Annotated in this window: 10 protein-coding genes; 4 read left to right on the top strand and 6 right to left on the bottom strand. The window is 62.1% G+C overall.

Translation table 11 applies throughout. From position 1 onward, the window contains the following. Positions 1 to 5: 5 nt before the first annotated feature. The 6 genes from ACT5M9_RS21820 to ACT5M9_RS21795 form a co-directional block, all read right to left on the bottom strand. Positions 6 to 824 (bottom strand): helix-turn-helix domain-containing protein, encoded by an 819-nt coding sequence (locus ACT5M9_RS21820; protein WP_457978920.1) that lies wholly within the window; start codon positions 822 to 824, stop codon positions 6 to 8. 170 nt (positions 825 to 994) lie between these two features. Continuing rightward, complete coding sequence (locus ACT5M9_RS21815; protein WP_457978921.1) at positions 995 to 1,267, bottom strand: hypothetical protein; 273 nt, start codon at positions 1,265 to 1,267, stop codon at positions 995 to 997. 382 nt (positions 1,268 to 1,649) lie between these two features. Continuing rightward, complete coding sequence (gene guaA / locus ACT5M9_RS21810) at positions 1,650 to 3,239, bottom strand: glutamine-hydrolyzing GMP synthase (protein WP_457978923.1); 1,590 nt, start codon at positions 3,237 to 3,239, stop codon at positions 1,650 to 1,652. 85 nt (positions 3,240 to 3,324) lie between these two features. After that, the gene (gene guaB / locus ACT5M9_RS21805; RefSeq protein ID WP_438551263.1) at positions 3,325 to 4,788 is read right to left on the bottom strand and encodes an IMP dehydrogenase; all 1,464 of its coding nucleotides are present in this window, start codon (positions 4,786 to 4,788) and stop codon (positions 3,325 to 3,327) included. A 276-nt stretch (positions 4,789 to 5,064) separates the two neighbouring features. Beyond that, positions 5,065 to 5,697 carry a YitT family protein gene (locus tag ACT5M9_RS21800; protein WP_457978925.1) on the bottom strand — a complete coding sequence of 211 codons (633 nt, stop codon included), beginning with the start codon at positions 5,695 to 5,697 and terminating at the stop codon, positions 5,065 to 5,067. A 918-nt stretch (positions 5,698 to 6,615) separates the two neighbouring features. Further along, a complete protein-coding gene (locus ACT5M9_RS21795) occupies positions 6,616 to 9,783 on the bottom strand; it encodes an alpha-amylase family glycosyl hydrolase (protein ID WP_457978927.1) in 3,168 nt (1,055 codons plus the stop codon). Positions 9,784 to 10,271: 488 nt separating this feature from the next. Here ACT5M9_RS21795 and ACT5M9_RS21790 point away from each other — a divergent pair, with 488 nt between their 5' ends. From ACT5M9_RS21790 to ACT5M9_RS21775, 4 genes are all read left to right on the top strand, one after another. Then, positions 10,272 to 11,057 (top strand): energy transducer TonB, encoded by a 786-nt coding sequence (locus tag ACT5M9_RS21790; RefSeq protein WP_457978929.1) that lies wholly within the window; start codon positions 10,272 to 10,274, stop codon positions 11,055 to 11,057. Positions 11,058 to 11,059: 2 nt separating this feature from the next. Then, entirely contained in the window at positions 11,060 to 11,830 is a 771-nt protein-coding gene (locus tag ACT5M9_RS21785; RefSeq protein WP_457978931.1) for a MotA/TolQ/ExbB proton channel family protein, read from the top strand. Next, positions 11,830 to 12,252, top strand: a complete 423-nt coding sequence (locus tag ACT5M9_RS21780) for an ExbD/TolR family protein (protein WP_457978932.1) — start codon at positions 11,830 to 11,832, stop codon at positions 12,250 to 12,252. Before ACT5M9_RS21785 ends, ACT5M9_RS21780 begins: the two co-directional genes overlap by 1 nt. Positions 12,253 to 12,425: 173 nt before the next feature. Beyond that, the gene (locus tag ACT5M9_RS21775; protein WP_457978934.1) at positions 12,426 to 13,340 is read left to right on the top strand and encodes a DMT family transporter; all 915 of its coding nucleotides are present in this window, start codon (positions 12,426 to 12,428) and stop codon (positions 13,338 to 13,340) included. Positions 13,341 to 13,435 lie beyond the last annotated feature (95 nt).

Below are 13,435 nucleotides of genomic sequence, written 5' to 3'. Positions count from 1 at the left end.
GCGCGTCACTTCTCCCGGCGCAGCAACTGCCGGTACTGGCGTGGAGACAGGCCTGTCAGGGCTCGAAACTGCCGCGACAGGGCGCTCTGATCGCAAAAACCGCACCGCAATGCGATGTCGGCGATGGCCATATCGCTGCCCTTCAGCCAGTTGATCGCGATGTCGATACGGGTCTTGGTGATGAACTGGCCGGCAGAGAGCTGGAAGATCCGCTTCATGCGCCGCTCAAACTGGGCAACTGATACCCCGGCCCGTCGCGCCAGCGATTCAATACGCAAGGGGGTGGAATAATGGGTGAGGATGTGATCGACCGCCTCGACGAAGCGATCGTCGATGAAGCCGGCCCGGCTCGGCTCGTGCAGATCGCGTGACATGCATACCAGGCCGACAATGGTGCCACCGCCATCGCGCAGCGGCTCCTTGTTGGTCAGGCACCAGCCGGGGCTGCGGTCGTTAAACAGGGTCAGATCGAGATTGTCCACTACGGGCTCACCGGTGCCAAACAGACGATCATCCTGGGCCTGGTAGCGCGCTGCCATGTGGGGCGGGAAGATCTCGTGGGCCGTCTTGCCGATGGCATCATGCCGGCTTGCCAGGCCACAGCGCTCAGTACAGGCCTCGCTGATGCTCACATATCGGCCGGCCCTGTCCTTGATGGAGAAGACAATGTCCGGTGCACGATCGAACAGGGCCTCGAGGCAGCGCGCGTCGGGCAGCGCCCGAAAGAACTGCTGCCGCCAGGTATCCAGATCGGCGCGCAGATGCCCCGGGCGGGGGGGGTGGGGGGGCTGCCACGCCGCGAGGGCGCAGGGAGTCTCTCTCATCATCCATCTCCTTGTTTGTGTATCCATACGAAGTGCAACAGCCAGTGGAGCAGCCTCCAGTATTCGGCTTAAAAAAGAAAAGACGCCGCTCGGCGTCTTTTTCATTGGTGAGGTTTGGGGCTAACCGATCGGTGGCTTCACGCCCCTCCCCGACTTTTCCCACTACCGGATCAGATCGGGGTGATGGAGGTGATATGGGCAGTACCTTCCAGAGACTGGAAGATCTGCACCACGGCTTCCCCGTGGATGGGGTTGGGCAGCGGCACCGTGCTCTTGCATTTGAAGCGGTAATTGGTGCCGGCCACCACCTGGGTGGAGACTTCGAAGGGCTTATACAGCACCCCTTCAAATCCTTTCAGCGCTTCGTTGAAGACAGCCTGATCTTTGGCGCTCAGCTTGTGGTAGGCCGTCCATCCGCCCAACAGCACTGCTTGTTCTGACATAACAAACCCTCCGTGATCTCTTGTCCCTACTCGTTTGGCTGTTCGGGATCCGCCCCGTTGATTCAAGTGGTGTCCGGACTCCACCGGGGGAGATGCCAAGCACTCGGCGCCATGGCTTGCGCCTGCAGCGGGTATGAACGCTGGCTGGCACTACACTCCCCTCTTGCCACGACCGACGATCGGTCTCAATTGGCATGAATGAGCCTAGTTCTGATCACAAGCAAATCAATAAGATACTCACTGTCAGAAATGACAGTGGCAAGTGGGCGCAAAGAGGCACTCAAAAATGAAGATTGATACGCAAACGATTGGAAAAAGAAAAGACGCCTCAAGGGCGTCTTTTTTGCAGTTTTGCGTGATCGGCAGAAAGCGGCGTTAACGCTTATTCCCACTCGATGGTTGCGGGCGGCTTGCCGGAGACGTCGTACACCACGCGGGAGATGCCGTTGATCTCGTTGATGATACGATTCGAGACGTGACCAAGGAAGTCGTACGGCAGGTGGGCCCAGTGGGCGGTCATGAAGTCGATGGTCTCGACGGCGCGCAGCGCGATGACCCAGTCGTACTTGCGGCCATCGCCCATGACGCCGACGGAGCGCACCGGCAGGAAGACGGCGAACGCCTGGCTGACCTGGTTGTAGAGGTCGGCCTTGCGCAGCTCTTCGATGAAGACCGCATCGGCCTTGCGCAGCAGATCGCAGTACTCTTTCTTCACTTCGCCGAGCACACGCACGCCCAGGCCCGGACCCGGGAAAGGATGACGGTACAGCATGTCGTAGGGCAGACCCAGCTCCAGACCGACGCGGCGCACCTCGTCCTTGAACAGCTCTCGCAGGGGCTCGACCAGACCCATCTTCATCTCTTCCGGCAGGCCGCCGACGTTGTGGTGAGACTTGATGACGTGGGCCTTGCCGGTGGCGCTGGCGGCGGATTCGATGACATCCGGGTAGATGGTGCCCTGAGCCAGCCACTTGGCGTTTTTGAGCTTCTTGGCTTCATCGTCGAACACTTCTACGAAGACGCGACCGATTGTCTTGCGCTTGGCTTCCGGCTCGTCGATACCCGCCAATGCGGACAGGAAGCGCTCCTCGGCGTCGACCTTGACGATGTTCAGACCGAAGTGATCGCCGAACATATCCATCACCTGCTGGCCTTCGTTCAGGCGCAGCAGGCCGTTGTCCACGAAGACGCAGGTCAGGCGGTCGCCGATGGCGCGGTGCACCAGCATGGCGACGACGGAGGAGTCCACCCCGCCGGAGAGGCCCAGGATCACCTCATCCTCACCCACCTGCTCGCGGATGCGGGCGACGGCGTCGTCGATGATGGTAGCCGGGGTCCACAGGCATTCGCAGCCGCAGATGTCCTTGACGAAGTGCTCCAGCAGACGGGCGCCCTGACGGGTATGGGTCACTTCCGGGTGGAACTGCACGCCGTAGAAGCGCTTCTCTTCGCAGGCCATGGCGGCGTGGGGGCAGGTCGCGGTCTGGGCTATGGTGGTGAAACCAGCCGGGATGGTGGTGACCTTGTCGCCGTGGCTCATCCACACATCCAGCAGCGCGTGGCCGTTCGGGGCGATGGCGTCTTCGATGTTGCGCAGCAGGGCGCTGGCCTGGCCGGATTGACCCAGCACTTCGACCTGGGCATAACCAAATTCACGTTCGGTGGAGGATTGCACCTTGCCGCCGAGCTGCTCGGCCATGGTCTGCATGCCGTAGCAGATGCCGAACACGGGCACGCCTGCGTTGAACACATACTCGGGGGCGCGGGGGCTGCCGGCCTCGGTCACGGATTCCGGGCCGCCGGAGAGGATGATGCCGTTCGGGTTGAAGTCGCGGATCTGCGCTTCGGTCACGTCCCAGGCCCACAGCTCGCAGTAGACGCCGATCTCACGGACGCGGCGGGCGATAAGCTGGGTGTACTGGGAACCGAAGTCCAGGATCAGGATACGGTGAGCGTGAATATTTTTAGTCATTTTATTCCTGCTTCAGGCTGATGTTGTCACAAAAAGCGTGGGGGCTAAAAAAGGGGTGGAGAAACGGGGCCGCAGCCCCGTTTTATCAGCCCATCCGATAGTTGGGGGCTTCTTTGGTAATGGTCACGTCGTGAACGTGGGACTCTTTCATCCCGGCGCCGGAGATGCGCACGAACTCGGCCTTGGTGCGCATATCGTCTATGGTGGCGCTGCCGGTCAGGCCCATGGAGGAGCGCAGGCCCCCCATCTGCTGGTGGATGATCTCTTTGAGGCGACCCTTATACGGCACGCGCCCTTCGATCCCTTCCGGCACCAGCTTGTCGGCGGCGTTGTCGGACTGGAAATAGCGATCGCTGGAGCCCTTGGACATGGCGCCCAAGGAGCCCATGCCGCGGTAGGACTTGAAGGAGCGGCCCTGGTAGAGCTCGATCTCGCCCGGAGCCTCTTCGGTACCGGCGAACATGGAGCCGACCATGACGCAGCTGGCGCCGGCGGCGATGGCCTTGGCCAGGTCACCGGAGAAGCGGATACCGCCATCGGCGATCACCGGGATGCCGGTGCCTTCCAGGGCATCGACCGCGTCGGAGATGGCGGTGATCTGGGGCACGCCGACACCGGTCACGATGCGGGTAGTACAGATGGAGCCAGGGCCGATACCGACCTTGACGGCGTTGACGCCCGCTTCCACCAGCGCCAAAGCGCCGGCGCCAGTGGCCACGTTGCCGCCGATGATCTGCAAGTCAGGATAGGCTTCACGGGTCGCCTTGATACGATCCAGCACGCCCTGGGAGTGGCCGTGGGAGGAGTCAATCAGCAACACGTCCACACCGGCCTCGACCAGGGCGGCGACGCGCTCCTCGTTGCCGGCACCGGCGCCGACGGCGGCACCGACCCGCAGGCGGCCCTTCTCGTCCTTACAGGCGTTGGGCTTGCGCTCGGCTTTCTGGAAGTCCTTGACGGTGATCATGCCCTTCAATTTGAAGTCGGCGTTGACCACCAGCACCTTCTCGATACGGTGCTTCTGCATCAGGGCCACCACCTCTTCACGGGGGGCACCCTCACGCACGGTGACCAGGCGATCCTTCTGGGTCATGACTTGCTCGACGGTCTGGGAGAGATCGATCACGAAGCGCACATCACGGCCGGTGATGATGCCCACCAGCTGGTTGCCGTCGGTGACGACGGGGTAGCCGGCGAAGCCATTCTTGTGGCTCAGCTCCTTGATCTGGGCGATGGTCATGTCGGGACGCACGGTGACGGGGTCGGAGACGACGCCGCTCTCGTACTTCTTGACCTTGCGCACTTCGAAGGCCTGTTGCTCGATGGACATGTTCTTGTGAATGAAGCCGATGCCGCCTTCCTGGGCCAGTGCGATAGCCAGACGGGCTTCGGTCACTGTGTCCATGGCAGCGGAAATCATCGGAATATTCAGGGAGATACCAGACGTGAGCTTGGTGCGCAGGTCGGCGGTATTGGGAAGAACAGTGGAGTGGGCTGGAACCAACAGTACATCGTCGAAGGTCAGCGCTTCTTTGGCAATCCTGAGCATGGCAATATCTCACCGTTGTGGAAGTGGGGGTGTAAAATATTGCCGACAAATTTTACTCATGCATTGGCCGATGGTAAAGAAGTTTTTTGAATTTTTTATGGCGTAGCCCGATTTAACGCCGCCAACGGGGCAAAAAACCAATAAATTCAGCCGTAACCATATCGTTTTATGGAACAAGATGATCTTTTTTGCCGTTGGGGGCTTTTTAGCCACCAAGCCCTCGCCTGCGTATTTTTTTAACAACTCCCCTGCCCGCCCGGCAACTTAGTGACGGCCTCAACTGCCCTGATAGCGGCCGGGCTTGTGCCAGTTCATCAGCATGGCGTTCATGGCGAGCGCGCTTAAGGTAGACCAGAGCAGCAAGGAGAGCGGCAGGGTGAGCAATGAGAGGGCGAACACCAGCACATCCAGCAGCATCTGGCTCTTGCCCGCGTTGATGCCGGCACGCCGTTGCAGCCAGAGCGTGACCACGCCTATACCCCCGACGGACGCGTTGTGGCGAGCGAGGGATAACACCCCCATGCCGAGGAAGGTGCCCCCCACCAGGGCGGAGAACAGGGGGTGAATGTAGCTAACCGTCAGCAGCAGCGGCACCCCTTGGGTCGCGGCCGAGAGCGCCACATTGACCACCAGGGTCTTGAGCATGAAGGCCCTCCCCATGGTGAAGTAGCTGAACACCAGAAACGGCAGGTTGGCGAGGAAAAACAGCAGGCCGATGGGCAGGCTGCTGACGTGGGTGAGCAGCAAGGCTATGCCAACGATGCCGCCTGTGATCATGCCGGAGCATTTGAGCAGATTGAGCCCCACGGCGATAAACATGATGCCGAGCACCATGCCGTAGATATCGTCCTTGAGGGTATGTGCCAGCCCCTTGCCCACCGGGGACGACATGGTCATTTCACCTTCCATATGACTCCTTTTTTGACCCTATTTGACCCTGAATAACCTAATGACGCGACTTCGTGAGCCGATCCCCGACCGTATACGGGCGCCGCGTGCTCGCAATATCTTGCGTGGCAGTCACACCTAGGAGGGAACTCGTTTTCCATCCCATGAGATGCCGACAAGTTGCAGCAAAAACGGCGCCAACCAACACAAGAGACCATAAAACAATAAATATTCGGATTTAACGTCTAATTCGGCGGACTAAAACAGTCGGTTATATCTGCCTGAAAACACCCGGATCCGGCGAGTCAGCATGTTTGCACTGCCCAGAGGTGCCGCTGCTTAAAACTCGGTCACGGGCCGGGTCTGAAAAGCTTAAAGGCAGGCGGCACAAGGCCTGTAGCCGGATCTGGAGAGTTTGCATCCTCACGCGGACCTGCCGTTATTGCCCCGAGTGCCGATCTGAGTGCATCGGGGAGCGCACCACTAAGGTGCATCAGCACCATTTCGGTGCAAAGCATCCATGCAACGCACCTGGCAACCAGGGGGAAACAAGCTGTCTCATCTTCCCCTGACGACGCACAGAAGTGCCCTCCCCTGGCAAACCACAAGGCCCTATCTGCGACACACAAGGCTCTATTTATGGCGCATAACAGCGTCCTTTCCTTATCGCGTTCAGGGAGGGCTGCCATTGATTCATGCAGAACCACGCAGCGCATATCGCATCAAGGTAGCGGGTAGCGGGTAGCGGATAGCGGATAGCGGATAGCGGATAGCGGATAGCGGATAGCGGGTAGCGGGTAGCGCGAGTATCCGCAGCATGGATTCAACGCGGGTATAAAACGAACATAAAAAAGTCGGCCCTTGGGCCGACTCTGAGTGCTATTCACTGTTATTGCAGCGAGCTGCCGTCCCGGTATGCCGGGCTGCTTATAAACCGCATTATTTCAAATACTTGCCATCGCTCCCTATCTTGCCAGGGCCACTCAGCACCCAAACCCGCGCCGAGTAGGCGGGCACCGCGAAGCTCAGGCTGCCATTGCTGACGTTGACCGTGGTGCCGGTCACGGCGTCCCTGTAGCTGCCGTTCTTCACGCCGCTGATGCTTATCTGCTGAGCCGAGTTGGCGGCGAGGCCCACGGCCGCATAGCTGCCCTCGGCACTGAGATCGCGCACGAAACTCATGCCGCTGCCCCACTCATTCACCTGGCTCATGGGCGCCTTCTGCAGGGCGGGTACCGCCTTGCGGATCTGGTTCAGGCGCTTGATGTGCAGATAGAGCGGGTGGGAGGCGGTCGCCGGGTTGTCCAGCACGTCGCCATAGTAGGCGCGGCCGGTCTGATCTACCGTCATGGTGGCGCCGTCGATGTCTTGCGGCTTGCCGGCCTGGAACATCACCTCTTCCCCGTAGTAGAGGGTCGGGATGCCGCGCGCCGTCCACAGCAGGTTGTACGTCATGGCCGCGTTGCCCTCCTCCCCACCGTAGCGGTACTTGAAGTCGTTGTCCGGCCCCACGTCGTGGTTCTGGAAGAAGGTGATGAGCTTGGTGGCATCGCCGTAGACCCAGTCCATGCCGAAGATACCACCGACCCCGCCAAAGCTGCCCTTGGTGACGTTGTCACGGAAGGTGGAGAAGAGCGAGAAGTCGAGCACAGAGAGGCCGGAATCCCCGCCGGCGCGCGGGTTGGCCGGATCGCTGGTGGTGCGGGTATACCACCAGGGGCGGATCACCGCGGAGGCGTTATCGTTGGCGATCTCAGATCCCCAGCCCGTGCCCTTCACCAGGTTCTCGCCGAACACGAACAGCCCCGGCTTGTGGGCCTGCCAGTCGTGGACATAGGTCAGCAGCTCGTCCCGCTCTATGTGCTTGAGGGTATCGATGCGGATGGCGTCGACCCCCATGTCGAGGTACTGGTGGATGGCGCCGTTGATGTAGTCCTTGACGTTCTGGTTGCCGGTCGCGAGATCGATGCAATCCCCCGCCATGTGCTTGCGCTGCAGGGAGAGCGGATTCTCCCAGTCACCGCCGGACATGAAGCCGTCAAGGTGATACCAGGCGGGATCCAGCCCCTGGGCGTCGATGCCGAAGAAGCGGTTGGGGTTGTAACCGGCGCTCGGTACCGTGCTGCCGGTCTTGGGATCCACCAGGGGCACCACCCCTTCCGGATCGGACTGACAGCGCGCCTTGTACCAGTCGGGGGCCGCCGGGTTGTCATCGTCACAGCGGTTCGCGCTGGCGTAATCCCCCAGGTTGCCCTGATAGGGGCCGTTGTTGATGAGGCCCTGGCTCGAGCCCGCCGGCACATAGTATTTGATGGGCAAGTGGTCAATCCAGGTCTTGCCCCGCAGGCCGTACTGGCTGGAGTGGTTGATCACCACGTCCTGTATCACCTTGATCCCCTTGGCGTGGGCCGCCTGGATAAACTCACGATAGCCCGCCCCCGGCGACTCCAGCCTGGGGTCGACCCGGTAGAAGTCGTAGGCATGGTAGCCGTGGTAATCGAGGCCGGAGCGGTTCTCCACCGGTGGCGTCACCCAGATGGCGGTGAAGCCGAGATCCTTGATGTAGTCGAGCTTCCCGATGAGCCCCTTGAAGTCACCGCGCCAGTGGGGATCCCCCGCCTTGTAGCGATCCCGGTTGTAATAGTTGTTGCCAGCATCCCCGTCGTAGAAGCGGGCGGTCAGCAAGAAGTAGATGCTCTCCCCACGAAAGTCGCCCGCTGCCACCGCCTGATCGCCGATGTAGTAGCTGAAGCTCTGCTCACGGCGATTGCCGGTGGCATCGACGCTCAGGGTCTTGATCACCAGATCGGCGCCGCTGCCCTTGTCGCTGGCGCTGAACACCTGGCCGTTGTAGAGGGCGGAGCCGGTGCTCGGCGTGCTGCCATCCAGGGTGAAATAGAGCCTGGGTGCGCTGTCCTTGTCATCGCTCACCGCAAGGGTGATGGACTGCGCCTGGGCGTAGTTGCCGGGGGTCGGGCTCGCGCTCGCCGTCGGCGCCTGGGTATCGGCGCCCGCAACCGGTGCCACGTCCAGCGCCTTGCTCTTGGCATCGAAGCAGATGCGGTAGCTGGTGTTGCCGGTCACCTTGTAGTCCTGGGCCGGGTAGGCTTCGGTCCAGTCCCCCTTGTGATCCACCTTGAAGCGGGGATCGCTGCTGCCAAAGACCTGCTCGGTACAGAAATTGACTCCGTCCTGGCTGGTCATGGCGGTCAGGCCCCAGTTGTTGGGAGTGCCGCGGAAGTACCACTTGTCGCCTGTCTGGGGCGCTGCCACCACCACGCTGACGCTGCTGCTCCCCTTGGCCCCCTGATCGTCGGTCACCGTCAGGCCATAGGTGAAGGTGCCCGCCTGGCTGGTGTTGACCACTATGCTCTCGGTGGTCTCGCCGCTGCTCCACAGATAGCTGGCTATCTGGCCATCGGCATCCGTGGAGTCGCTGCCACTCAAGGTGAGCGCCTCCCCCACCGCCACATTGACCGTGCCCCCCGGGGTGATGACCGCCAGCGGTGGCTGGTTGTCGTCGCCGAGGGGGATGATGCTGTAGGCCAGGGTCTGGTCGTTGACCTGGAAGCGGACATTGCCGGTGCCACTCCAGAGAATGTCGCCGCCGCTGCGCTCCAGCACCCCATCGGCGTTGCTGTCGCCGTAGTTGGTGGCCCAGTCGCCGGCCTGATCGAACTTGAGGCGCTGGCTGGCCTTGCCATCCATGTAGCCCTCGGCCTGCCACAGGTGATCGGCCACCAAGGTCATGGGCAGGCTCGCCCAGCCGTTGAAGGTGCCGCGCACCTGCAACTGCGGCCAGTTCCTGGCGAAGCCGCTCTGCTCGCAGCCGTCCACCGCCGTGGCTGTGATCGCCTGGGTGCCGGCGTTGATGCGAATTTGGTAGTGGGTGTTGGCATTGACTAGCTTGTCGGCCGCCGGGTAGCTCTGCTGCCAGTTGCCGTATCTGTCTATCTTGAAGCGCGGGCCGCCGCTGGCATCCCCGCCCTGGAAGAACTGGCAGGTATCGAAATTGACGCCGTCGGTGGAGACCATGGCGGTCGCCGCCCATCCATTCGCGGTGCCCCGGAAGAACCACTCTGCCGCCGTCGCGTGTGGCGAGGCCATGAGTGATCCCAACAATCCGGCCGCGATTATCCATCTAGCCATTGATAGTCCTTTATTTTCATTGTTTTGTGTGTGACGCCGGTGTGCCCCGGCGTTCCCCCATCCGCTACAGTCCCGCCTTCAGATGGGCCCAGCCAGTCTAGGGCTCAAACTGGCTATTCAATGACCAGCCGAGTGCAAATTGTGACCAACATCGCCCCCGAGATCGGCTGTATGTGATTGATAGCGCTTTCATTTCTGGAGTGATTGCCATGAATCTGATGGCGAGCAGATGAGCAGGGCACCCCATGGCAAGAGTGTGAGGGCGGGCAGCACGGCTGAGCCGGCTCGGCCGAGCCGCTTGCAGGCTAGGATGATTAAAACGCGATTGATAATGTTTCTTGTTTGCACCCCATCGCCTGGCGCATGCTGGGCGCCAAGGGCCGATGTTGGCGGCCATTTAATAGACATTTGAGTACCAAGATGACGATCAGGAAGGGAGCGGGTCGATGATCACCTGCGCAATGAGACCGGCCATGGGCCGCGACAAGATGGCATTCGGCCCTGTCCAGCTCGCCTGCCTGACTCTGGCCGTGCTCCTGCACCTCGCCATCCTGTGGCTGCTGCAGGGCAGCCGCCCCACCCCCATCCAGCCCCCCGAGCCCCTCACCCTCTCTGCCCGCTGGGCGGGGGAGTCGAACAAGGATGACGCACCGGCCAAGGCGGCCGCCGCCCCTGCGCAGCCCCCTGCTATCAAGAAGCCGGCGCCGGTGCAGCAGAAGGTGGTCAAGCCCGTCGTCAAGAAGCCAGCTCCCAAGCCGGTGCCCAAGGCGCCGCCAAAGTCCAAGCCAGTCCCTGTGGTCAAACCCGTCACCCAGGCTCAGTCGGTTGTGGCCCCCGTTGCACCCGCCACGCCGACCAAGTCCACGTCCACGTCCACGTCCAATAGCCAGAGTGCCAGCAGCAACAGCGCCCCGGCCAAGACCCGGCAGACCGGCACGGGGGCTGGCAGCAGCGCCCCCATCTCCCGGGACGCCAGATTGAACAACCCTGAGCCCCCCTACCCTCAGGAGTCCCGCAGGCGCGGAGAAGAGGGCCAGGTCGTGCTGAAGGTACGCGTCACCAAGGAGGGCACGGCGGAGTCGGTCGAGGTGGAGCGCAGCAGCGGCTATCGACGCCTTGACATGATCGCCAGACGCACCGTCAACCGCTGGCGCTTCATTCCGGCCAAACAGAACAATGTCGCGGTCGCGGACTGGGCCAGGGTCACCATCATCTTCAAGCTAGGAAACTAACCATGAATCCGGAAGTCGAAACCAACGCCATGGGCATCGCCCATCTGCTCAGCCAGAACACTGGGGCGGGCCTCATCCCCCTCATCCTGCTGATACTGATGTCGCTCGGCACCTGTTATTTCGCCCTGCTCAAGCTCTGGCTCGGGATCCGCGAGCAGCGCCTGAACGCCCGCTTCGTGGCCGAATTCTGGCAGCACGAGAGCCTGCAGGAGATGGAGCAGCAGCTCGCCCGGACGCCGCCACAGGAGAGCCATGGCCGGGTGACCCGGGCGGCCCTTGGCGCCATGGCCCAGCTAGGCAGAGCCCAGGAGCGCGCCGTCTCACTCAAACTCGGCTCCCCCGATGACTTCCTGCTGCGTGCCCTGCGCCAGGCCATCACCATGGAGCGCATCCGCCTCGAGCAGGGGCTGGCCTTCCTCGCCTCCGTCGGCTCGGCGGCCCCCTTCGTCGGGCTGTTTGGCACCGTCTGGGGCATCTATCACGCCCTGCTGGCCATAGGGGCTGCCGGCCAGAGCAGCCTGGACAAGGTGGCGGGCCCGGTCGGCGAGGCCCTCATCATGACCGGCTTCGGTCTCGCCGTGGCCCTGCCTGCCGTGCTCATCTACAACTTCTTCGTGCGCCGTAATCGCCTGAAACTCGCGGCCCTCGATGACTTCGCCTACGACCTCTTCGCCCTGTTGGTGACCGGGTTCGAGCAGGGCGCCTCCAACGTGACCCAGCTGTCCGGCATCGAGAGCGCCAAGAGAGAGACCATCAAGAAGGGGCAGATGTAATGGCTTTCGGCAAACTGCCCGGTGACTCGGACGAGCAGCCCCTCTCCGAGATCAACATGATCCCCATGATCGACGTCATGCTGGTGCTGCTGATCGTCTTCATGATCACCGCCCCCCTGCTCACCAACGCGGTCAAGCTCGAGTTGCCCGAGGCCAGCAGCCAGACCAACCAGCCCAAGCAGGAGGACGTGGTGCTCTCCATCGACGGGGCCGGCAAGCTGTACTGGAACGACAAGGCCGTCGACGAGGCGGCACTGCTCACCAAGATGGAGGAGGCCAGCGCGGCCAAGCCCGAGGTGCCCGAGATCCAGCTGCGCATCGACAAGAGCGTCGAGTACGGCATCATCGCCAGGGTGATGGCCCAGGCTTCCCAGCACGGTCTGCACAAGATAGCTTTCGTCAGCCAACCGGAAAGCGAGTGATAGACAACCTAGGCAAATAAATCGATACGACCCATGCAACAAGGCATCACCCAGGTGGTGCCTTGTTTGTTTGCCTCCCCCTCAGCCGGTTGTCAGCAGCCGGACATGCCTGCATCATGAGGGATCTGCATACCAGTCAGCTGGTGCTAGCCCAGCATTTCAAGGAAGAGAAAATGAGAACATCGGATTACGCGAGACTGCTGGCCCTTGCCGCCATCTGGGGGGCCAGCTTTTTGTTCATGCGCATCGCAGCCCCCGCCTTCGGCTCGGTCAACACCACCTTCCTGCGGGTCTTCTTCGCCCTCATCGGCCTCGCCGTCATGCTGGCGCTGCTGCGCACCCCCATGCAGTTTCACGGCAAGCTGAAGTCATCCATGGTGCTCGGCATCATCAACTCGGGCATCCCCTTCCTGATGTACGCCATCGCCGCGCTCTGGTTGCCGGCGGGCTACTCGGCCATCCTCAACGCCACCACGCCGCTGATGGGGGCGCTGATCGGTTTCTCCTTCTTCAACGAGACGCTGACCCTGCGCAAGTGGGCCGGCGTGCTGCTCGGGCTCATCGGCATCACCCTGATCACCACCACGGGAGAGCTCAGCCTCAGCGGCAACCTCGTCACCGGGGTGCTGGCCTGCCTCATCGCCACCGCCTGCTACGGCTGCGCCGGCTTCCTGACGAGGCGCTGGATCAGCGAGCGAGGAGGGCTGGATGCCAAGCTGGTGGCCTTCGGCAGCCAGCTCGGGGCCTGTCTTTTCCTGCTGCCCTTTTTCGGCTACACCATGGCAACCGGTCCTGTCGTCAACTGGGCACAGCCCGAGGTCTGGGTCAGCGTGCTGGCAGTCGGTTTCATCTGCACCGCCCTCGCCTATTTGCTCTATTTTCGCCTCATCGCCGACATCGGCCCCCTGCGATCCCTGACGGTGACGTTCCTCATCCCCCCGTTTGGCATCCTGTGGGGCTACCTGGTGCTCGGCGAGACCCTCACCGGCGGCTTCGTCATGGGTGGCGCCGTCGTCTGCCTCGCGGTCTGGTTGGTGGTGAGCCCGGCCCGCACCACCAAGCCGGTCAGCCCACAGCCCGAGCGCTGATCGCCGTCCGCCGCCGGCCCGCGATGTCCGGCGGCGGGCTCGGCTCTTGGCCCGAACTGGGGTAAGATGTGCCCCATCCTCTTTTCCGTCCCCCA

It is taken from the genome of Aeromonas sp. AE23HZ002T15, from assembly GCF_054165525.2.
This window is presented reverse-complemented; position numbering and strand designations above follow the sequence as displayed.

What these genes read in the sequence shown, in the direction of transcription:
- ACT5M9_RS21820 (WP_457978920.1), bottom strand. Translation starts at nt 824, where the DNA reads ATGAGAGAGACTCCCTGCGCCCTCGCGGCGTGGCAGCCCCCCCACCCC.
- ACT5M9_RS21815 (WP_457978921.1), bottom strand. Translation starts at nt 1,267, where the DNA reads ATGTCAGAACAAGCAGTGCTGTTGGGCGGATGGACGGCCTACCACAAG.
- guaA (WP_457978923.1), bottom strand. Translation starts at nt 3,239, where the DNA reads ATGACTAAAAATATTCACGCTCACCGTATCCTGATCCTGGACTTCGGT.
- guaB (WP_438551263.1), bottom strand. Translation starts at nt 4,788, where the DNA reads ATGCTCAGGATTGCCAAAGAAGCGCTGACCTTCGACGATGTACTGTTG.
- ACT5M9_RS21800 (WP_457978925.1), bottom strand. Translation starts at nt 5,697, where the DNA reads ATGGAAGGTGAAATGACCATGTCGTCCCCGGTGGGCAAGGGGCTGGCA.
- ACT5M9_RS21795 (WP_457978927.1), bottom strand. Translation starts at nt 9,783, where the DNA reads ATGGCCTCGCCACACGCGACGGCGGCAGAGTGGTTCTTCCGGGGCACC.
- ACT5M9_RS21790 (WP_457978929.1), top strand. Translation starts at nt 10,272, where the DNA reads ATGATCACCTGCGCAATGAGACCGGCCATGGGCCGCGACAAGATGGCA.
- ACT5M9_RS21785 (WP_457978931.1), top strand. Translation starts at nt 11,060, where the DNA reads ATGAATCCGGAAGTCGAAACCAACGCCATGGGCATCGCCCATCTGCTC.
- ACT5M9_RS21780 (WP_457978932.1), top strand. Translation starts at nt 11,830, where the DNA reads ATGGCTTTCGGCAAACTGCCCGGTGACTCGGACGAGCAGCCCCTCTCC.
- ACT5M9_RS21775 (WP_457978934.1), top strand. Translation starts at nt 12,426, where the DNA reads ATGAGAACATCGGATTACGCGAGACTGCTGGCCCTTGCCGCCATCTGG.